At 39.3% G+C, this 20,253-nt stretch carries 19 protein-coding genes, 1 tRNA gene and 1 pseudogene; 12 read left to right on the forward strand and 9 right to left on the reverse strand.

Annotated elements, in window-relative coordinates:
* Window positions 1-73 precede the first annotated feature (73 nt).
* A complete protein-coding gene (locus H6H03_RS06770) occupies window positions 74-625 on the reverse strand; it encodes an FKBP-type peptidyl-prolyl cis-trans isomerase (RefSeq protein ID WP_190954385.1) in 552 nt (183 codons plus the stop codon).
* A 79-nt stretch (window positions 626-704) separates the two neighbouring features.
* On the reverse strand, window positions 705-1,028 hold the full coding sequence (locus H6H03_RS06775; RefSeq protein WP_190954386.1) for a phasin family protein: 324 nt from the start codon (window positions 1,026-1,028) through the stop codon (window positions 705-707).
* A gap of 137 nt (window positions 1,029-1,165) precedes the next feature.
* Between H6H03_RS06775 and H6H03_RS06780 the strand changes: the two genes are divergently transcribed.
* From H6H03_RS06780 to H6H03_RS06795, 4 genes are all read left to right on the forward strand, one after another.
* A complete protein-coding gene (locus H6H03_RS06780) occupies window positions 1,166-1,474 on the forward strand; it encodes a TIGR03792 family protein (protein WP_190954387.1) in 309 nt (102 codons plus the stop codon).
* 343 nt (window positions 1,475-1,817) lie between these two features.
* Window positions 1,818-2,540 (forward strand): molybdopterin-dependent oxidoreductase, encoded by a 723-nt coding sequence (locus H6H03_RS06785; protein WP_190954388.1) that lies wholly within the window; start codon window positions 1,818-1,820, stop codon window positions 2,538-2,540.
* 123 nt (window positions 2,541-2,663) lie between these two features.
* Window positions 2,664-4,097: a bifunctional orotidine-5'-phosphate decarboxylase/orotate phosphoribosyltransferase gene (locus tag H6H03_RS06790; protein WP_190954389.1), complete on the forward strand. Its 1,434-nt coding sequence runs from the start codon at window positions 2,664-2,666 to the stop codon at window positions 4,095-4,097.
* A 67-nt stretch (window positions 4,098-4,164) separates the two neighbouring features.
* Window positions 4,165-5,265, forward strand: coding sequence for an AI-2E family transporter (locus H6H03_RS06795; protein WP_190954390.1), 1,101 nt, complete (start codon window positions 4,165-4,167; stop codon window positions 5,263-5,265).
* 26 nt (window positions 5,266-5,291) lie between these two features.
* On the opposite strand, the gene H6H03_RS06800 is transcribed toward H6H03_RS06795, so the two are convergent.
* Together H6H03_RS06800 and H6H03_RS06805 are read right to left on the reverse strand one after the other, a co-directional pair.
* Window positions 5,292-6,770 (reverse strand): MlaD family protein, encoded by a 1,479-nt coding sequence (locus H6H03_RS06800; protein WP_190954391.1) that lies wholly within the window; start codon window positions 6,768-6,770, stop codon window positions 5,292-5,294.
* Between the two features lie 175 nt (window positions 6,771-6,945).
* Window positions 6,946-7,728: an ABC transporter ATP-binding protein gene (locus H6H03_RS06805; protein WP_190954392.1), complete on the reverse strand. Its 783-nt coding sequence runs from the start codon at window positions 7,726-7,728 to the stop codon at window positions 6,946-6,948.
* A gap of 631 nt (window positions 7,729-8,359) precedes the next feature.
* On the opposite strand from H6H03_RS06805, the gene H6H03_RS06810 reads away from it, so the two are divergent.
* The 3 genes from H6H03_RS06810 to H6H03_RS06820 are packed head-to-tail and all read left to right on the forward strand — an operon-like array spanning window position 8,360 to window position 10,074.
* Window positions 8,360-9,397 (forward strand): threonine aldolase family protein, encoded by a 1,038-nt coding sequence (locus H6H03_RS06810; RefSeq protein ID WP_190954553.1) that lies wholly within the window; start codon window positions 8,360-8,362, stop codon window positions 9,395-9,397.
* A 51-nt stretch (window positions 9,398-9,448) separates the two neighbouring features.
* A complete protein-coding gene (locus tag H6H03_RS06815) occupies window positions 9,449-9,730 on the forward strand; it encodes a DUF433 domain-containing protein (protein ID WP_190954393.1) in 282 nt (93 codons plus the stop codon).
* Window positions 9,727-10,074, forward strand: coding sequence for a DUF5615 family PIN-like protein (locus H6H03_RS06820; protein WP_190954394.1), 348 nt, complete (start codon window positions 9,727-9,729; stop codon window positions 10,072-10,074). The genes H6H03_RS06815 and H6H03_RS06820 overlap by 4 nt, the downstream gene beginning before the upstream one ends.
* Window positions 10,075-10,234: 160 nt before the next feature.
* Here H6H03_RS06820 and cobA read toward each other — a convergent pair whose 3' ends face one another.
* The 3 genes from cobA to H6H03_RS06835 form a co-directional block, all read right to left on the reverse strand.
* Window positions 10,235-11,014, reverse strand: a complete 780-nt coding sequence (gene cobA / locus H6H03_RS06825) for a uroporphyrinogen-III C-methyltransferase (protein ID WP_190954395.1) — start codon at window positions 11,012-11,014, stop codon at window positions 10,235-10,237.
* Window positions 11,011-11,757, reverse strand: a complete 747-nt coding sequence (locus H6H03_RS06830; RefSeq protein WP_190954396.1) for a sirohydrochlorin chelatase — start codon at window positions 11,755-11,757, stop codon at window positions 11,011-11,013. The genes cobA and H6H03_RS06830 overlap by 4 nt, the downstream gene beginning before the upstream one ends.
* A gap of 182 nt (window positions 11,758-11,939) precedes the next feature.
* Window positions 11,940-12,323 (reverse strand): DUF4359 domain-containing protein, encoded by a 384-nt coding sequence (locus tag H6H03_RS06835; RefSeq protein ID WP_190954397.1) that lies wholly within the window; start codon window positions 12,321-12,323, stop codon window positions 11,940-11,942.
* A 124-nt stretch (window positions 12,324-12,447) separates the two neighbouring features.
* Here H6H03_RS06835 and H6H03_RS06840 point away from each other — a divergent pair.
* The 3 genes and pseudogenes from H6H03_RS06840 to H6H03_RS06850 all read left to right on the forward strand — a co-directional run bounded on the left by H6H03_RS06840 (window position 12,448) and on the right by H6H03_RS06850 (window position 16,321).
* Window positions 12,448-12,520, forward strand: a tRNA-His gene (locus H6H03_RS06840).
* 260 nt (window positions 12,521-12,780) lie between these two features.
* Window positions 12,781-12,942: pseudogene (locus H6H03_RS40155) on the forward strand (HD domain-containing protein); the annotation flags it as partial.
* Between the two features lie 958 nt (window positions 12,943-13,900).
* Window positions 13,901-16,321 carry a sucrose synthase gene (locus H6H03_RS06850; protein WP_190954554.1) on the forward strand — a complete coding sequence of 807 codons (2,421 nt, stop codon included), beginning with the start codon at window positions 13,901-13,903 and terminating at the stop codon, window positions 16,319-16,321.
* 78 nt (window positions 16,322-16,399) lie between these two features.
* Here H6H03_RS06850 and H6H03_RS06855 read toward each other — a convergent pair whose 3' ends face one another.
* Window positions 16,400-16,954, reverse strand: coding sequence for a peptidoglycan-binding domain-containing protein (locus tag H6H03_RS06855; RefSeq protein ID WP_190954398.1), 555 nt, complete (start codon window positions 16,952-16,954; stop codon window positions 16,400-16,402).
* A 785-nt stretch (window positions 16,955-17,739) separates the two neighbouring features.
* The gene (locus H6H03_RS06860; RefSeq protein ID WP_190954399.1) at window positions 17,740-18,456 is read right to left on the reverse strand and encodes an ROK family protein; all 717 of its coding nucleotides are present in this window, start codon (window positions 18,454-18,456) and stop codon (window positions 17,740-17,742) included.
* 266 nt (window positions 18,457-18,722) lie between these two features.
* Here H6H03_RS06860 and H6H03_RS06865 point away from each other — a divergent pair, with 266 nt between their 5' ends.
* Window positions 18,723-19,529 carry a creatininase family protein gene (locus H6H03_RS06865; protein ID WP_190954400.1) on the forward strand — a complete coding sequence of 269 codons (807 nt, stop codon included), beginning with the start codon at window positions 18,723-18,725 and terminating at the stop codon, window positions 19,527-19,529.
* A 209-nt stretch (window positions 19,530-19,738) separates the two neighbouring features.
* Window positions 19,739-20,245, forward strand: a complete 507-nt coding sequence (locus tag H6H03_RS06870) for a 2TM domain-containing protein (RefSeq protein ID WP_190954401.1) — start codon at window positions 19,739-19,741, stop codon at window positions 20,243-20,245.
* Window positions 20,246-20,253: the final 8 nt, after the last annotated feature.

Here is a 20,253-nt window from a genome sequence, read left to right on the forward strand (position 1 = left end):
TGCTGAGTGAGGAGTTAGGAGTTATTCTCCTTGTCTCCCTCATCCCCCATGCCCTATGCCCCATGCCCAATTTTTACTTAACTCCTAACAATTCCACATCAAACAACAGAGTAGCGTTGGGTGGGATTACGCCACCAGCACCACGAGAGCCATAACCTAACTCTGAGGGAATGATTAGCTGACGACGACCGCCTACTTTCATAGTGCTAAGTCCTTCGTCCCAACCTTTGATTACTTGTCCGACACCGATTTTGAATTTGAAAGGTTGACCGCGATCGCGCGAACTATCAAACTTAGTACCATCTTCTAAAGTGCCAGTATAGTGAACCTCTACCGTTTGCCCACGTTCGGGAGTCGCCCCAGTCCCCTCTTTTAACTCAACGTATTTTAATCCAGAGGGGGTGGTTATGACATTGTTATTAGACGAGGGGTTAGTTACGGCATCGGCATCAGACATACTGTGACTCGCAATTAAGATATTGTTTTCAGTTAAAATTGTGGGCGCTGGCGGTGTTGAGGTTAATTGGTCAGCAATGGCAGTATTCTGTTTACTGCCTACTTGCCCCGCAACCAAAAGCACAACAAACACCGCTATGAACGCCACACTCAGGAAAATTGCTTTCAAAATTCAGTTCTCCCTACTTAGGTAGCCTGGTCAAAACATTACCAACAGAACACATTTAGTTTAAATCAGAAAGGGCAACCTAGCGCCAAAGCTTATTTTCTAAATCGCGTACTTGACGCTCCAAACGGTCAATTCTACCCCGAAGTTCGTCCACTTCCGACTGCCGAGCCACCCCCAAATCCTGCATCATATTTCGCATTTGCCGTTGCATCTGGGCGTCCCAGTTTCCTTGCTCCGACTTTAACTGCTGGGCAATATCATCTATAACTGCCTTGGCTTGTTCGGGATTGAGCTTACCATCCTTGACCAAATCATCACTTACTTGCCGCAATTTTTCTGCAACTATAGACGTTGTGCCAATACCCATCATCATTAGCTGTTGCAACCAGTTGTTGCTGTCCATACTCCGTATCCTCTTCAATTTATTTCAAACAGCCGACCCTAGCTCCTGAGTGTACGCGATCGAGCTATGCTAAAAGCGTAGTTACTCTAGCCTACAGCTCTATTCTGGCAAATTCGCGAACACAGGCATCAAAGGACGTGGTAATAGAACTCCTCAAGTTTAAAGTTGCTCCTGATTTACAGGAAAATTTTATCCACAAAGATGCAGAAATTTGGACAACAGCGCTAGCTGAGTATCTTGGATTTCTTGGTAAAGAAGTTTGGCTCAACCCCAACGACGCCTCAGAAGTTATCTTTATTATTCGTTGGGAAAGTTTTGAACACTTGGATGCTATACCCCAACAAGAGTTAGAAGCTATTGAAGCAAAGTTCGTGCAAGCATTGGGAAAATTCTATCCAATTGTGGAATCAGCAGAGTATGAAGTTTTAAAAGTATTGGGTGGCTAGAAGTCGCTACTACACAAAGCTTAGCCCACAACAACTATTTAGCGAGATCCTGGTTGTAGCTCAAATGCATCGCTTACAAAGCTTATTTGTCAAAAATATTCAGTTACCATCAGCATAGAAAATATTTCAAAAGTCATATTGAATACTCGAATCCTGTTTTTAGAGGATACAGAGGGGAAGTTGCAGTAATTCTTCTCCTACTGCTTGTGATTGGAACTTTGTAAAAAACTAGTACCAAATCAGGCTAAAATTCAGTACAAGGTAATGCAGTATTTTTTGTCAAGATTGTCATTGGTCATTTGCAAAGGACAAAAGACAAGCTAAAAATATTAAATTTTGAATTATGAACTTATTTCGTGTCAAACCTCCGCAATTATCACGCCGGAAAATTTTACAAATATCTGGAGTTTCCGGCGTAAGTTTTCTTCTTGGTGGCTGTGGAACGCCAATCTTTGAAGATGTTGTGGGTAAACTTTCTGAACCACTCAATCAAAAGGTAGAAAAGCTAATATTTCAACCACAAAAGCTTGTACCAGAATTTTCTTTCAGTGAGATTGAACCAGAAGCTTTGATAGTTAATAGCTTCAGATATAATCCCATTCTTGATTTAGAAAAGTATCGTTTAATTGTTGATGGTGAGGTTAACAATCCTCTTAACCTCAGCATGAGAGAAATTCAAAATTTGCCGCTGACTTCAATGATTATTCGCCATATTTGTGTGGAAGGTTGGGCTGCGATCGTTCAATGGGGCGGTGTACGTTTGCAAGAAATTATTGCCCTTGCTCAACCTAAGCCAAATATCCAATATGCTTACTTTAAATCAGCTGATGGCTACTATGAAAGTTGGGATATCGCTTCAGTGTTACATCCCCAAACTTTATTAGCTTATCAAAAAAATGGTGAGGCTTTGCCAGTAGAAAATGGTGCGCCTTTGCGTTTAGCTTCACCAATTAAACTGGGTTACAAGCAAAGTAAATGGGTGACTCAAATTACACTCACTAGTTATTTATCGCCTTTTAAAGGCTACTGGGAGGATCAAGGTTACGAATGGTTTGCAGGAATTTAGATAGTTGTGAGTAGGATTAAGAACTGGGGAGTTCTGTTGATTCTCTTTATATTTATATAGGTTATGTAGAAAAAATATTATTTCTAAAATTTCAATACCAATCCTTTTTACACTTCTAAAAATATGAATTTTTTTGATAAATTGAATCAAAATATTTTGCAAAATCAAAGCTTACTATTTGTAGGACTCGATCCTAATCCAGAGATGATGCCTACTCGTTATCAATCTGAAGATATCATTGCTGGTTTGTGGGAGTGGTTACAATTCATTATTTCTGAAACATCTAATTTTGTTTGTGCTTATAAACCGACACTCGGCTTTTATGAAGCGCTAGGTATTCCAGGTTTAGAACTACTACACAAAACTTTAGCAGCTATTCCATGTCACATCCCAGTTATTTTAGATGCTAAACATAGTGATTTAAATACAAGTAGCATTTTTGCTCGCACTGTGTTTACAGAATGGCAAGTAGATGCAATCACTCTCAGCCCCTATACAGGACAAGATCATGTAGTACCTTTTTTGATTTATCCTGATAAAGCAGTGTTTATTTTATGCTGTACTTCTAATCCAGGGGCAGAAGCTTTACAACAGTATCCAACAAAGGAATCACCTCTTTATTTGCAGATAGTAAAAGAATCAAAAAACTGGGGTACTCCAGAACAATTGGGTTTGGAAGTGGGAACTACAAAATCTGGAGTTTTGGCTGGTATTCGAGCAGTTGCTCCTGAAAGGATTATCATGGCGCGTAGTATTTGGGCGGGGGGAGCAAACCTGAGGCAAATTTTAGAAGCCGGCTTGAATACTAACGGTGATGGTTTGCTGATTCCTGTTCCTCAAGATATGCTGGGAAGCTCACAATTATCTGAAGAGATTCAATCTTTACGCGCAGAAATTAATCAAATTAAAACTGAAATTATTCACGAAAACTCTACTTGTTCTGTGTGGTTCTCTGATGTTTGTTTACTAAATCAGCATCCCCAACAGGATTTGATTTTACAACTGTATGACATTGGCTGCATTATGTTTGGCAATTTTGTCCAAGCATCAGGAGCCGTATTTCCTTATTACATCGATTTACGCAAAATTATTTCTAATCCCCAAGTTTTCAATCAAGTTCTCACTGCTTATGAGGAGATTTTAAAGCATCTCAATTTTGATAGGTTAGCAGGTATTCCCTATGGTTCTTTGCCAACTGCAACTGGTTTAGCTTTACGCCTGAATTGTCCGATGATTTTTCCCCGCAAAGAGGTAAAAGCCCACGGAACTCGAAGAGTAATTGAAGGTAATTTTCATCCTGGTGAAACAGTTGTCGTAGTTGATGATATTCTCATCAGTGGCAAAAGTGTGATGGAAGGAGCAGAAAAGTTAGAATCAGCAGGATTAAATGTGAATGACATTGTAGTATTTATCGACCACGAACAAGGCGTGAAAGATAGGTTACAGCAAAATGGTTATCGCAGTTATGCGGTTTTAACTATTTCGGAAATTACCAATACTCTATATCAAGCAGGAAGAATAAATGATGAGCAGTTTTTAGCTTTTACTGAAAATTAGGATTAGAGTAACGGCTGGGTTGAGAAGATTAGGGAAAGATTTTGTCGTTTTACCAAATTGATTAAATATGAATTTTTCGCTCAATCAACTACTTAGATGGCTAATTTTTACGCTACTATTTCCTTTAGTTTTTCTCAATTTTTGGTTAGCATCTCGGCTTTTTCAAAGTTTGCAACCTGTGGTGACAATTCTTTTATTGGCTACTTTGCTGGCATTTATTTTAAACTTCCCTGTTTCAATTCTTCAACGGCGAGGTGTTAAACGCAGCTATGCAGTAGCTTTAGTTTTTATAACAGCATCGATAATTTTCGTAGCGATGGGTATTATTTTATTACCTATTGTGTTAGAGCAATTTAATGAGATGGCTAAAGTCCTTCCCCAATGGATTGATTCTAGCGAAGAAAAACTAGAGATTTTAAATCAGTGGTTTTCTAGCCATAAATTAAATGTAAATTTCAGACAATTATTAACACAATTTACTGAGCAGTTGCCCCATGAATTAGAGTTTATTTCAGACAAGCTTTTAAGTATTATTATTGATACGATTGATAATATATCTGAGGCATTAATTATTATAGTGCTGACTTTTTATCTCTTGTTAGATGGGCCGAAAATCTGGGAAGGATTATTTAAGAAATTACCTGGAAATTTTGCTCAAAAAGTCAGCCAGTCTATTCAGCAAAATTTCCAAAATTACTTGATTGGTCAAGGGACTTTGGCTTTGCTGATGGGAGTTTCAGAAACATTAATATTTTTAATTTTTCAAGTCCAGTTTGCTTTGCTATTTGGTTTGGGGGTTGGGCTTTTGAGCTTAATTCCTTTTGGTGATGTTGTCAGTCTTGTTGTAATAACTTTAATCATCGCTTCACATAACTTCTGGCTAGCAGTGAAAGTTTTTGTGCTAGCTGTGGTAGTTGACCAGTTGATCGATCAGGCGATCGCACCTCGTCTTTTAGGCAAATTTACTGGGATTCGACCAATATGGGTATTAATTGCTTTGCTTGTCGGTACTAATATTGGTGGAGTCTTAGGTTTGTTAATCGCTGTACCTGTAGCCGGCTTTATTAAAGATGCGCTAGAGGATTTTTCTAAACCTGCTGATTCTGAAAATTTAGTTGAAGCTGAACCGCCATCAGAATTGTTGGCAGAAGAATCAATATCGCAATGAATAGCAATCACTATTGCTATATTTGCTTATTTTTCCGTCTTCAATTGTTCGCGTTGCTTGCCATATTCCCGCAGCTGTCTCAAAAGATTTTCTTGGGACGAGTTCGGCATAGTTTGACTAGGAATTAATTGAGAGTTCGTAGTACTAGTTTCAAGAGTTGGAGGTTGATTAATTGCATAAACGTTAGGATTTTTCTGAGATTCTATCTCCGGTAAAGGCAACTCTAAAAGCGGTTTTTGATGCGATACTTGCTCTGGAATGACTACTGGGGTACGAACTATATTATTTGGTTTGTTCACAGCAGCTTTTACTGAATCTAGAGTAGTAGCAACCTGCACCTGTTGTTGCATGTTTTGTGTAGAAGATACTAAACTACTAAGACCATTTACGAGTTGCCGGAGATTTTGCCGGAAAGTAGGATCGCCAGTCAATTCATCCAAATCAGATGTAATTTTTTGCGTGTTTTCAAAAGTTACCCGTGCTGAATCTAAAGTTTGTTGCAAGACTACGATATTCTTGGGATCGTTTAAAGCTTTAGAAGCATCACGTAAATTAGCTGAAGCTTGTGCTGCATTATTAGAAAGGGCTTCTAAATTGTTTAATAATTCTCCTTTAGTGAAGCGATTGACAGCTGGTGATAGGCTACTAACTGTAACACGTAATTGATTGCTGGTTTCGGTAATATTGTTCAGCGCACCAACCAGGGAAGCACGATTTGTTGTCAACAAATTATCTAGATTGGTCAACAATCGATTTGCTTGAATTGCAGTTGTACCGAATTGATCTACTGTTTCAGTCGCAGATACATTAAGTTGGTTAGTCGCCCGTTGCACTGAATTAGCAGTGGCTGAAAATGTATTTAATTGTTGTCGCAAACTTTTAGCTAAAGCTTTTAAATCTTGACTTAAATCTGTAAAACTGGTTGCTGCAACTGTAGTAGCTTCCAAAACTCCATTGACATTTTTATAAAATTTGGGATTGTTGTATACATTGGTTAGTTCAGTTGAACTGCGAATTAGTTCATCAACACTGATGCCAACCTGACCTTTTAATCGAGAGCCATTACAAACTATCAGGCTCGGATCGCAATTTTTATCCAAAGGTTTAGCGATCGCAACCCCAGTGGGAAGCGCTGCTTTTGGTGTAATGTCAATAATACTCTCGCTAATTAATCCGCTTTGATTAGCTTCTATCACTACATTACTGGGAATAATCAAGTCTCTTTGGACAATTTGAATCTCGACATCTATGGCATTCGCTCCTGGTTTTATTTGGGAAATATTTCCTACCTTAACGCCACGATAACGAACTTGTGTTCCCTTCTGCATTCCGCCAGCGTTAGCAAATTCGACAATAGCTTTGTATGTACCGCTAGTAGCATTTAATCTATTTATCCACAGAAAGAGTATTCCAAATACCCCAAGTCCTAGTAAGAGTAACAATCCCACAGAACCTTCTCTAAATGTTCGCCCAGAAGCGAAGCGGCTTGTCATGAAACCTCGCATTTTTCCCTCCATCCAATAATTAGTTATAAGTTAAAAGTTAAGAGTAGAGATGCTATTAATAGCGTCTGTAGTTAGGATTTAGGAGTTAGAGTTATAAGTTGAATTTTACTTTTTATTTTTAACTCTTCACTCTTCACTCTCAACTCCTCACTCTCAACTCCTCACTCCTAAATTTTTAACCCACGACTTGAATCGGCCCTTCGACACTTCCACTAATAAATTGTTTAATCAAAGGATGTTCTGTGCTGTATACTTCACTAACTGTACCCTGCCACTGTACTTTGCCTTCATACAGAAATATAAGTCTATCAGTTGTACGGCGTATAGTGCTATCTTGGTGGGTAACAACAGCATAAGTGCTACAGACTCCATGTGTACATTGCAAAGAGCGGATTAAATCTTCTATTACTGTTGAAGCAATGGGATCGAGTCCGGCTGTTGGTTCATCGTAGAGTAAAACTTCTGCACCTTCTTTAGGATTATCGGGGTTAGCCATAATCGCACGGGCAAAACTGACTCGTTTTCGCATTCCCCCAGAAAGTTCTGCTGGGTAAAGGTCGCTGATTCCCGACAAGCCTACCATATCTAATTTTTCTTTTACCAAATCTCGAATGCGCGATCGCGGTAACTTGGAATTTTGATAAAGTAAAAATCCCACATTTTCCTCCACAGTCAGCGAATCAAATAAAGCCGCCTGTTGAAACACCATACCAATTCCAACTGACTCGCCGCCATCCTCAATCAAACCCTCTCTTCGCACTCCTTGAACATAAATTTCTCCTTCGTCAGGAGCCAGTAACCCCGCTATTACCCGTAAAATTGTCGATTTACCAGTCCCCGATGGGCCAATAATTCCTAGCGCTTCTCCTTGGTAAATTGTCAAATCTACATTATCTAGAACTTTATGGCTGCCAAAGGACTTAGAAACACTTTTGAGTTCAATTAATGGTTCAGTCATTGGTCATTAATCATTAGTTATTGGTCATTAGTAGAAACGCGATTAACCCTTGTCTATATATTAGTTATTAGTCATTATTCGTTAGTCATTATTTATTGGTAATTGACAAATAATAACGGACTACAAATAAATGACAAAGGATAAATTACCAACGATTCCTTGATTTTGCAGAGTCAGCGGATTGAGCCGTAAGTCAATCCAGAATCTCAAATCGAAAATTGTCTGACAAATTACAAAGGACAAATATGCTCGATAGTGATGTCATAGTTATTGGCAGGGGATTGTGTAGTAGGCGATCGGTATATGATTAGTATTTTAATTAGCAAACTTTATTTTTTTAGCACAATATTGAGTTAAAAGGTTTAACATCGCAAAATACCTCAATATCAGGTTGACCAAAACACCTAGTAGTTGAATGCCCCAAAGTAATTGAATGTCTCAGTGATGAGAAACTCAGACGCTAGCTTTCTCTGGACATTAGCAAATCAATAATTCAACTGAAGCATCAAGCACAGGCTGAATGCTCGTTACCGCTAATATCACGCTTGTATAATCAACATCTTAAGTTGGCAGGTGGCAGAAATATTCACTAACATTGGAAAAAATACTGATAAAAATCAACTTAGAGATGATGACTATCCCTTCAGAACAGTTTGCAAGTGATAATTCCTCTGGTATATGTCCGGAAGCCCTGGAATATATGATTCGGGCAAATCAGGGTAGCGTTCCCGCCTATGGAAATGATGAATGGACTCAAAAAGCCGCAGATTATTTTCGGGAACTCTTTGAAATTGACTGTGAAATATTTTTTGCCTTTAATGGTACCGCCGCAAATTCTTTATCTTTAGCTGCACTTTGCCAGTCATATCACAGTGTTATTTGTCATGAAACAGCACACATTGAAACAGATGAATGTGGCGCTCCGGAATTTGCCTCTAACGGTTCTAAACTGCTACTCGCTCAAGGAAAAAATGGCAAGTTAACATCACAAGCTATAGAGGCAGTTGTTACTCGGCGTAATGATATTCATTATCCCAAACCTAAAGTTATTAGTATTACACAATCAACTGAATTAGGAACCTTATATTCTATTGAAGAACTTCTGCAAATTAAAGAAGTTGCCAAAAAGTATAATTTAAAGGTTCATATGGATGGCGCTCGTTTTGCCAATGCAGTTGCGGCGATGAATAAAAGCCCTGCTGAGATTAGTTGGAAATCTGGCGTCGATGTGTTGTGCTTCTGTGGTACTAAGAATGGAATGGCATTAGGTGAAGCAATTATTTTCTTCAATAAAGCATTAGCAGAAGATTTTGATTATCGTTGTAAGCAAGCAGGTCAACTAGCCTCAAAAATGCGGTTTATCTCGGCTCCTTGGTTGGGTTTATTGGAAACTGGTGCTTGGCTAAAAAATGCTAGACATGCCAACCAATGTGCTGAATATCTAGAAAATCAGCTATTAAATATAGAAGGCGTTGACTTGATGTTTCCTAGAGAAGCCAATGCAGTGTTTGTGAAATTACCCGAACAAGTTATTCATAGTTTAAAAGCCAAAAATTGGCAATTTTATACATTTATTGGTGTGGGAGGAGCGCGTTTTGTATGTTCTTGGAATACAACTAAATCCAGAATTGATGAATTGATTGATGATATTAAGAATGCAATTGTTTAGGAAAACACTAAACGATACAATAAAATGTGATGATAATTTCTGAAAACAGCAATGGTTCAAGCTACGGAATATCTTTACATTGTTAGAGATAATCAGATTCTAGGTGGGGAACCGATTATCAAAGGAACTCGTACACCTGTAAGAGCAATTGTTGAAACTTGGCGTATGGGTGTCGCCCCGGAAGAAATTCCAATAGGAATGCCCCATCTGACCTTGGCGCAAGTATTTAGTGCATTGAGTTATTATAGCGATCGCCAAGAGGAAATTAATAATTACATCAAACTTAACCGAATTGCTGATGAGCTAATTGACCCATTAGTTAAAGATTTGTGAATAGCCTTTTTATTCGCCTGTACTTAGATGAAGATGTTAATGTTTTGGTGGCAAACTTAATCCGAGCAAGAGGCTTTGATATTATCGCAGCACGTGATGTAGCACAACTTCATGCTAGCGATGCAGAGCAACTTGCTTATGCCGTAAGTCAAACAAGAACGCTAGTTACACACAATCGAACTGATTTTGAAGAACTTGTACAGACTTACTTTGCGTCAGAACAGACACACTATGGTGTAATTTTTGCTGTTCGCCGTTCACCTCAAGAAATTGCACAAAGGTTGTTAGTTATTCTTAATCAAGTAACAGCAGAGGAAATGCAAAATCAGGTAAGATATATATAGTTTTTTGGGCGTTGCTGATTGAAAATATGAATTTGTCTCACGCAAAGTCGCAAAGGCGCAAAGGTACAAAGAAAAGGAAAGGTAATTTTGGCATTTCATATTCTGATTCTGCAACGCCGTTTTTTGTTTACTATTTAGTGCAGTAGCCTTGCACCAATCATCAAACTGGACGACAACCAGATAAAATTTCGTGCATCTTCACGACTTGTCCAATTACTGCGATCGCCGGCGCACCAAATCCTGTTTCCTCGACTTGCTGGACAATTGTCTCCAATGTCCCAATTAATTCTTCTTGTTCTGGGCGGGTACCCCAGCGTACCAAAGCAATGGGCGTTTCTAAATTCAACCCAGCTTTAGTTAATTCTTCCACAATGTAAGGCAAATTGTGAATTCCCATATAAATCACAACAGTTTCGGAACCGTGGGCGATCGCACTCCAATTAACTAAGGGTTTATATTTACCTGCTGCTTCATGTCCAGTTACAAATGTTACCGAAGAACTATACAATCTATGCGTCAACGGTATACCTGCGTATGCAGCAGCAGCGATTCCCGAAGTGATACCAGGCACAACCTCAACTGGAATTCCAGCATTGACTAATTCTACCATTTCTTCGCCACCACGACCAAAAATAAAAGGGTCGCCACCCTTTAGCCGCACTACAATTGCATAATCCTGGGCTTTATCAATCAGCAGTTGAGTAGTTTCGTCTTGCAACAGTGAGTGTTTACCTCTGCGCTTACCAGCGTTAATTTGCTCGGCTTGAGGATTAATCATTGCTAGAATTGCTGGACTCACCAAAGCATCATAGATGACCACATCTGCACATTCTAATAAACCTTTCGCCTTGAGAGTTATTAGCCCTGGATCTCCTGGCCCCGCACCTACTAAATAAACTTTTCCCAAATATTTGTTCCTCTGTGTGACTGTGGGGTTCATTTGTTTATTAAATCCCAAATTAAATCGGCTAATTCTGCACTTGCTCCTAGAGGTTCTGCCAAGTGGAAATTCACTGCCGAAAATTGTAATTTTAGCTTTTCTATTGAGGCGGCGATCGCATCGGTTATTCCACCTGCGAATAAAAAATATGGCAAAATTGCAATTTCCCGATAACCAGCAGCAACCAACTCTTTCACCCGTAATTCTAAACTACCAGGTACAGACCAATAAGCAACCACCGCTCCCAAACTCGCCGCCGTTGCTTCCACTGGTTTTTGAGAATCAGGACGACGGCTACCATGAGATAAGAGAATCCATGCTTGTGCTTCTATTTTAGCAACTTGCTTAAAGAGCAATTTTTTCAAATCTGGGTGAGAACCCAAGTATGGTTGCAATTCAATCGTCATATCTTCACCAATCGCCTCTTGTGCCAAAGCTACTTCGCCGGGAATATCCGTCATTACATGGACTCCTGGCAGCAGAAATAGCGGTAGAATCTTGAGTTGATTTCGATTTTCAGAGACATTGTCAACGCCAAAAGCAGTCTTGGCAAATTCTTTAATCTGCTGGTGTAAAGGCTTTTGACTCATTTCTAAAGCAGCTATACCTACCAGATGTTCGCTATTTGCTTGGTTGTGATTTTTTTCCAATTTCTCACATACCAGCCTTGCGAGTTCCTGCATAGCAACTTCTGGGCGCGGATCGCGACTTCCATGAGATACCAATAGATATGCAGATGACATAGGCAAGCTTAAACTTTCAGTAACCAGTTTTCATATTTTACGCGAGGGACTGGGTATTCGGAGTGTTGAGTGTTGAGTTATTCTCCCAGTCCCCAGATTCTACCTCACAAGGAACTAGCGATCGCCATAACTATATATCAATAAGTAATAACTTTACAGCATAAATGTTCTTGCCTATTGCCTTATTGCTGTTCCGCAGTGAATGTATAAAATTGATCGAAAGCTCCCACAGTTTCAAATTTGTAAGAAGGTACCCAAGAACTTAGTTGTAAATCTGTACGGTAGATACTAAAAAAAATATAATTTTGCCGTTCTGTAGTTCTATTAATAATTTCCTGCATTTGCGGGTTAGCTTGATCGACTAACTTCTCACAATTAAAGCGGATTAAATTTTCGATGAAATTCGTAGTTTTTTTACATACATCGGTTTTCAAGTAGCTTGCCAGCCGTTGCACTGCATATTCCTCATAGGCAACTTGACCGGGATTAGTCTTCGCCATTGTCACACCTAAGGCGGCGAGTCCTGCTGCTGCTCCAGTATACGCGATGATGGTTAACTGTTTCATGTTTGCCAAGTGAAAGTCATTATAAATGTTAGATTCCAGAGACTCTAAATGCAATTCATCCGTTCCTTGAACAAAAAGTCTTGCTCGCTTCCCAAAAAATTGTTATAATTCAAATTGTCTAATGGCGAGCGTAGCCAAGTGGTTAAGGCAGTGGTTTGTGGTACCACCATCCGTGGGTTCGAGTCCCATCGTTCGCCCTTTTCATCTTTATAGACTTAAAAGGCCAGCAAAACCAAATCAGGATATCCATTAATTTACCTTATAAGTAATTACATGTATATAAGCAAATTTACTTGCTTAGGTACAATACAGGTAATTTTAAAATTTTTGGAAAATTCCTGTTTCCATTAACCGTCTGACTCAACACATTCAATTCATTATCTAAATCGATCGCCTGAAATTAATACTCCGCCAAACGTTACTAGCTGACGGTTCGCGTCAATAAAATAGTGCAGAAGATTCTTGGCATTTGGCGATCGTGGCAATGGCTTTGGCTGAACATGCTCCGCCAGGGGTGGATATTTCCCATGCTATCAAAATGCTACTAATTCCCGATTTGGTAGAAATCGATGCTGGTGATTTATCCTGTATTTATAAAGTAAAAATAAAATTATTGTAGTGGCGTGGCAAGACTAAAATAGTGCAATAAAAAAAAGGCGAAAACATTGATTTATCTCAATTATCTTAAAAATCTAATTTGGGGCATAAAAAAGAGTATAAATCTTCTTCATTTCTCTGTGTTCTCTGCATCTCTGTGGTTCGTTAATGCAATATTTTAGCCTTGCCACGCTACTACTTAAGATTTACTGCCCAAGTAGTTAATATGATCTAAATATTTTATTTAAAATCAAAAAGTTTTCTTTGAAAGCGATCGCTAATACATATCTACATAAACAGGAGATTCCCGACTTCTTTTGAGAAATCGGGAATTTCAACTTTGAGAATTGTGTTTTGTAAAGGACTTTCAACTGTTAGAAGATGCCTAGAAGAATGATAAAAGTCAAACCACACAAAGCAAGCAAAGAAATAATCAGAATGTTGCCTATACTGTGGTCAGAAGATGTTAAGTTATGTGTATTGTCAGCCATATCAATCGACCTGATTTAAAAATCTTGATGCTGAAATTATAGCTAGGCTGAATTAAGATGAGTTGAACTTAAGTCAAAAGTTGATTTTAATTCATTTAAGTTTAAATCAAGATTAAGGTTTAAGGGAAAAGAATAACTTTTGTTTCAGCAGTTTGAAGAATATAGTTATAGGAATTCCACAATTCACAAACTAGAGAAAATTTATTACAAATTGCAAATATAATAAGAGTTGGTTTGCTAATGATTGTATCAGTTATTTAACAACCTCTATCAAAAGAAATAACGATTGTATTCCTTTAGTGAGAGACAAAAATACTTAGTAATAGATACTTTAAGTAAAGTAGAACATAATTTCAGTACTGCTGAAAAGTAGATACTCGTAGATACACAGATAAACCATATTTATCTGTGTCGTTTTGTTTTTCTGTGCAGTTAAACAAAAGCTACTGAAAGTTAACAATGCAAACATCGTCATCCACTGGAGTTGCCATGTCTGAATTGCTGCAAGCAGTCTTAGATAGTGAAGAAAAAAATGATTTGCGTTCCTTCATTAGTGAATTACGTCAACAAGAAAAGAAGTACTTGCTGCGAAATGATATACTCAATGTATACGCTGAATATTGCTCCAAGTACCAGAAACCTGAGGCATTTCACACTACATCTGACTTAGGTAAACTCATTTACTACACTCAGGAAATTATTCAAGAGGACTCAAACTTCTGTTTCATCATCCGTTCTAAAATTGCCAGTCAAGAAGTCTATTGGTTAACGTCAGACTTGAGCATTGAGCAGATGACGGTGCAGGATTTACTCGATTTGCGCGATCGCCTGGTAAACAAATATCATCCTAACGAGGGCGACCTGCTAGAATTGGATTTCGGCCCGTTTTATGACTACACCCCAGTCATCCGCGACCCGAAAAATATCGGTAAGGGGGTACAATTTCTCAACCGCTATCTATCCAGCAAAATATTTCAAGACTCCAAACAATTACTGGAAAGCTTGTTGAATTTCTTGCGCTTGCACCAATATAATGGCGTGCAATTGTTGGTAAACGATCGCATTCAATCCCAGCAGCAACTTTCCGACCAAGTAAAGAAAGCCATCAGTTTTGTTAACGATCGCCCCGATGATGAACCCTATGAAAAATTCCGATTCCAGTTGCAAACAATGGGTTTTGAACCGGGTTGGGGTAATACCGCAGCACGCGTGCGAGACACCCTAAATATTCTCGATGAATTGATTGATTCTCCCGATCCCCAGACTTTAGAAGCCTTCATTTCTCGCGTTCCGATGATTTTTAGAATCGTCCTTGTGTCAGCCCACGGATGGTTCGGTCAAGAGGGTGTTTTGGGGCGTCCCGATACTGGCGGTCAGGTGGTTTATGTCCTCGATCAAGCAAAAAGTCTAGAAAAACAGCTGCAAGAAGACGCTTTATTAGCTGGCTTAGAAGGATTGAACGTCCAGCCAAAAGTGATTATTCTCAGCCGCTTGATTCCTAATAGTGATGGTACCCTTTGTAATCAGCGACTAGAAAAAGTTCACGGCACAGAAAATGCCTGGATTTTGCGAGTACCTCTGCGGGAATTTAATCCTAACATGACTCAAAACTGGATTTCCCGATTTGAGTTTTGGCCTTATCTCGAAACTTTCGCCGTTGACTCTGAAAGAGAATTGCGGGCAGAATTTCAAGGTAGACCCGACTTAATAGTTGGTAACTATACTGATGGAAATTTAGTAGCATTTTTGTTGGCGCGGCGGATGAAAGTCACGCAATGTAATATTGCTCATGCTTTGGAAAAATCTAAATACTTGTTTAGTAACCTTTATTGGCAAGATTTAGAGGATAAATATCATTTTTCGTTGCAATTTACAGCTGACTTACTTGCGATGAATGCTGCCAATTTCATTATTAGCAGCACCTACCAAGAAATTGTGGGAACACCGGATAGTGTGGGACAGTACGAATCCTATAAATGCTTCACCATGCCAGAGTTATATCATGTAACCAACGGCATTGAATTATTCAGTCCCAAATTTAATGTTGTACCGCCTGGAGTCAACGAAAATTACTATTTTCCCTACACGCGGACTCAAGATAGAGTAGAAAGCGATCGCCAGCGCCTTGCAGAAATGCTCTTTACCTTAGATGACCCCAGCCAAATCTTTGGGAAACTTGACGATCCTAACAAGCGTCCTCTGTTTTCAATGGCGCGTCTTGACCGCATCAAAAACCTCACAGGCTTAGCCGAATGTTTTGGTCAAAGTAAAGAATTACAAGAGCATTGCAACTTAATTTTGGTAGCGGGTAAGTTGCGTGTAGAGGAATCCGACGATAACGAAGAACGTGATGAAATTGCCAAACTTTACCACATAATTGACGAATACAATCTCCACGGAAAAATTCGCTGGTTAGGTGTGCGGTTATCTAAAACTGATTCTGGTGAAATTTACCGAGTGATTGCCGATCGCCAAGGAATTTTTGTGCAACCAGCTTTATTTGAAGCTTTTGGTTTAACAATTTTAGAGGCGATGGTTTCAGGATTACCGACTTTTGCCACACAGTTTGGCGGGCCGTTAGAAATTATTCAGAATAAGGTTAATGGCTTTTACATTAACCCGACAAATTTAGAAGAGACAGCAGCAAGAATTGTGGATTTTGTCACTAAATGCGACCAAAATTCTCAGTATTGGAATGAAATTTCCCAGCGAGCCATTGAGCGAGTTTACAGTACCTATACTTGGAAAATTCATACCAGCAAGCTGTTATCATTAGCACGAATTTATGGCTTTTGGAACTTTACTTCCAAGGAAAATCGGGAAGATTTGTTGCGCTATATAGAGGCTTTATTCTATTTAATTTACAAGCCAAGAGCGCAACAGTTACTGGAGCAGCATAAGTACCGATAATCAGTGAGGAGTTAGGAGTGAGGAGTTAAAAAGCTATAAATAATGAAAATTTTATAACTCCCAACTCCCAACTCTTAACTAAATTGTTAACGCCCGCCATGTTCGTTGACCAACGACTCCATCCACTGCTAAGTTCCGCTGGTTTTGAAATGCTTTGACAGCAGTTTCCGTCAGCGCTCCAAAAATTCCATCGACTCTAACGGTGTATCCGTTAGATACCAAAAGCCGTTGTAAAGCTCTGACAGCAACACCAGAACTACCAAAATAGAGGGTTGGTAGAGGCTGAGTACCAAATTTATCGAATTTTCCCCCAGACTTTGCACGGTTTTTCCCTACGGACTGAGAATACTTTTGAGGCTGTGCTAAACCAGGAGAAGGTGGAAACTGATTCTTTTTGTTAATTTTTTGAACTGTATGTTCTTTTTCTAGGGCGATCGCTCTGACAGAAGCGTGCAAATTGACATCTGTTTGCATGAATTCAGGTGGTGTGACTTGAGCATTTATTTGTAAGTGACTCTGCTTTGACTCGTTGATGTCATTTTCCTTCTGAAATAATTGCTGTTCTGGCAAATTAGGCCCAGATGCTTGTCTTGCTGTTAAAACGCCCGTCATCATCAGGCCAATTTCAGTCATTGTCGTTCATTTTAGTTAAACCAATATTTCTTTTAACAAACAACAGTACTGCTGTCCGGGATACTGCATACTGTTCCAATAAAAAATCATCTAGTGATTTTTTCACACACAGCAGATTTAACTAAAGTCAATTACACAACGATTAGTCTGGTAGCCAACTAGAAAGCCTCTTTTCCTTTCCAATTTTGACTTTTAATTCTAAGTTCTGCTATATGTAATATTTTTTGTACCTCCCATTCCGCCTAATTAGACTAATATTATTAGCCTTTGTGCTTTTTTTATCTTTTATCAAGCTATCAACTTGTAAGATATCTTATCTAAATCAACGGTTTAGACAATAACATACTATACGATCGCATGGGAATGTTATCAAACAAATTTGTCTAGTCATCTTTGGCTCACGCTTGGTATGCTGATGCTGCCTTATCATGTTTACCTTGCAAGCCAAAATACTACTGGATTTTGAGAGTTAATTTTTTGTGCCTTCATGAGTGTAGTATTTGGCAACAATGATAAACTCTTGATTCTCAATAATTTGTCCTCCCTTAGAGGGGGTTATAAACTTTTTATCAATCAAGATAATATTGATTGATACATCTTGCTTGTGCCAGTATTATCTGGTTTTATAAACTTTACTTGTTATTAGAGCTTTGCGTAAATTCATCATCAATTGAAGGTTAAAAATTCAACGCAAAGCTATGCAGAGCCTTTATGCAAAAAGAATTTGCTAGGAATTAACGAAACACTGTACTGAGGATACTCAGTTGTGGATATGGCAAAACTTTTTACCTTTTTTCATCTCGCCACAAAGCAATACCGCCTAATAAACCAGTGATATTGGGGATAAGTTTCACATTTAACGGTAATTGAAGATTCACTCTTACGGCTTCACCACCACCAATGTATAGATAATCATAATTGAACAGATGTTGCAAAGATGCGATCGCCTTTTGTAAACGCTTATTCCATCGTTTCTCGCCAATTTTTTCTAACTCTGCGCGTCCTAGTTGTTGCTCAAAAGTCTCTCCTTTGCGAAATGGATGATGCCCCATTTCCATATTTGGCACCAGTTTCCCATCCACAAATAAAGCCGAACCAAACCCCGTACCCAGAGTAATCACCAATTCTACACCTTTACCTGCGATCGCCCCAAACCCTTGCATATCTGCATCATTAATCGCCCGTACAGGCTTGTTTAAGCGTTTGAATAATGCTGTTTCCAAATCAAAGCCAATCCAATCTGGATGCAAATTTACCGCTGTTTCCGTGACTCCACACCGCACCACACCAGGAAAACCCACCGAAACCCGATGAAACTCACCTTGAGCCGCCGCTAACACAACAATTGCATTAATTACAACCTCAGGTGTAGCAGGTTGTGGCGTATCTAAACGCGCTCTTTCAGTTATTGGATTTCCCGTAATATCCAAAACCATCGCCTTAACGCCACTACCGCCAATATCAACGGACAATGTACGAATCGATCCATTTTCTTCAACCATTGAGTTACATCCCTGTCACAGCTTGTTATTTCGTTATTATGCTCTGCTACATCTAGTAATATCCCGATGTTTGGAGAGTCTTCATATTCAGGGACTGGGGACTGGGTACTGGGGACAAAGGGAATTGGGAACAAGGTGAAACAAAAGACTTATTCCAAGTTTTCCACCTTGTCTGGTTGTCTCCTTCTCTTTGCATCTCTCCATCTCCCCCAGTCCCCAATCCCCAGTCCCCAGTCCCCAATGCCCTAAAATATAAATATTTCAATATGCATAGTTTCATTCCCCCAAAACGGTTTTTCCCCTACCTGAGTTGGACTGACATCCAGGCAATGCCAAACAAGGAAAATGTGGTTATCATCCAACCAGTAGGGGCAATTGAACAACATGGCCCCCATCTGCCCTTAATTGTAGATGCTGCTATTGGTGTCGGCGTACTGGGCAAAGCGTTGGAAAAGCTTGATGTCAGTATTCCGGCTTATGCATTACCAACCCTTTATTACGGCAAATCTAACGAACACTGGCATTTTCCCGGCACAATTACCCTCAGCACGGCAACTCTGACGGCAATCATTATGGAAGTAGGAGAAAGTATCTACCGTGCTGGGTTTAGAAAATTGGTGTTAATGAACTCCCACGGCGGACAACCTCAAGTCATGCAAATGGCGGCGCGAGATTTACACGTTCAGTATGATGATTTTTTGGTATTTCCGCTGTTTACTTGGCGTGTTCCTCATATTACTAAAGAATTATTAACACCCAAAGAAGCAGCACTAGGAATGCACGCCGGAGATGCCGAAACTAGTATTATGTTATCGCTGTTGCCAGAACAAGTGCAGCTAGAAAAAGCTGTTGCAGAGTATCCGCCAGAACAGACAGAAAGTAGTTTACTGAGTTGGGAGGGTAAGTTACCTGTGGCTTGGGTGACGCGAGATATTAGCAAAAGTGGAGTCATTGGTGACGCGACAACCGCAACTAAAGAAAAAGGCGATCGCATTCTCGAATCTGTCGCTAACGGTTGGGTACAAGTTATTCAAGATATTTACGCTTTTCAACAACCAAAAGTTCAAAGTTAATAGATCTGCTACGGCATATATAGTAGTCATATGAGCTTGTTGACAGTTGGCACTCAACAGTCAGCATTCAACAAGCCAATCTTTTTCACAACTCAAATAGGATTGCGATAAATTTGTTAATCTAGGAATAATGCAAATAGTACTGGCTTAGCTAGTTAAAATCTCTCGAAAAGTAAGTTCCTATTGAAAATTTTCTCAGAAAAAGAATTATGACGGCCTTTGAACCTCAAAGCATCCGCTCTTATAGCCAAGAAGATGTACAACAAATTCTCAATCTAGCGATCGCTCGTCAAGCTGATGATAAAGACACAGAATTTTCCTACGAACAGATATTAGAAATTGCTGCTGAGTTAGAAATTTCACCTGAATCTTTAAAATCAGCAGAACGCGATTGGTTACTCCAACAAGGCCAAGCCCAACAACGAAAAGCTTTTGACGCTTACCGCAAGAGAAGCTTTCAAAAGCGTCTAGGCAATTATGCAATTTTCAATGGCTTTTTGATACTTGTCGATTTAATCGCTGGTGGTGGAATTTCTTGGTCGCTGTATATTTTACTATTCTGCGGATTACCAGTAGGGCTGGATGTCTGGAATACCTTTCAAATTAAAGGCGAAGAATACGAAATCGCATTCCAAAAGTGGAACCGCAAGCATCAAATTAAGAAAACCATCAGTACAGTTTTGAATAAATGGTTTAGAGCGTTCCAGACTTATTAGATATTAGA

It is taken from the genome of Nostoc paludosum FACHB-159, from assembly GCF_014698835.1.
In the GTDB taxonomy this organism is placed as follows: domain Bacteria; phylum Cyanobacteriota; class Cyanobacteriia; order Cyanobacteriales; family Nostocaceae; genus Nostoc; species Nostoc paludosum.

Coding starts and splice junctions, on each gene's coding strand:
- H6H03_RS06775 (WP_190954386.1), bottom strand. CDS start 1,028: ATGGACAGCAACAACTGGTTGCAACAGCTAATGATGATGGGTATTGGC.
- H6H03_RS06785 (WP_190954388.1), top strand. CDS start 1,818: ATGAACTTATTTCGTGTCAAACCTCCGCAATTATCACGCCGGAAAATT.
- H6H03_RS06790 (WP_190954389.1), top strand. CDS start 2,664: ATGAATTTTTTTGATAAATTGAATCAAAATATTTTGCAAAATCAAAGC.
- H6H03_RS06795 (WP_190954390.1), top strand. CDS start 4,165: ATGAATTTTTCGCTCAATCAACTACTTAGATGGCTAATTTTTACGCTA.
- H6H03_RS06800 (WP_190954391.1), bottom strand. CDS start 6,770: ATGCGAGGTTTCATGACAAGCCGCTTCGCTTCTGGGCGAACATTTAGA.
- H6H03_RS06805 (WP_190954392.1), bottom strand. CDS start 7,728: ATGACTGAACCATTAATTGAACTCAAAAGTGTTTCTAAGTCCTTTGGC.
- H6H03_RS06810 (WP_190954553.1), top strand. CDS start 8,360: ATGACTATCCCTTCAGAACAGTTTGCAAGTGATAATTCCTCTGGTATA.
- H6H03_RS06815 (WP_190954393.1), top strand. CDS start 9,449: ATGGTTCAAGCTACGGAATATCTTTACATTGTTAGAGATAATCAGATT.
- cobA (WP_190954395.1), bottom strand. CDS start 11,014: ATGAACCCCACAGTCACACAGAGGAACAAATATTTGGGAAAAGTTTAT.
- H6H03_RS06830 (WP_190954396.1), bottom strand. CDS start 11,757: ATGTCATCTGCATATCTATTGGTATCTCATGGAAGTCGCGATCCGCGC.
- H6H03_RS06835 (WP_190954397.1), bottom strand. CDS start 12,323: ATGAAACAGTTAACCATCATCGCGTATACTGGAGCAGCAGCAGGACTC.
- H6H03_RS06850 (WP_190954554.1), top strand. CDS start 13,901: ATGTCTGAATTGCTGCAAGCAGTCTTAGATAGTGAAGAAAAAAATGAT.
- H6H03_RS06855 (WP_190954398.1), bottom strand. CDS start 16,954: ATGACTGAAATTGGCCTGATGATGACGGGCGTTTTAACAGCAAGACAA.
- H6H03_RS06860 (WP_190954399.1), bottom strand. CDS start 18,456: ATGGTTGAAGAAAATGGATCGATTCGTACATTGTCCGTTGATATTGGC.
- H6H03_RS06865 (WP_190954400.1), top strand. CDS start 18,723: ATGCATAGTTTCATTCCCCCAAAACGGTTTTTCCCCTACCTGAGTTGG.
- H6H03_RS06870 (WP_190954401.1), top strand. CDS start 19,739: ATGACGGCCTTTGAACCTCAAAGCATCCGCTCTTATAGCCAAGAAGAT.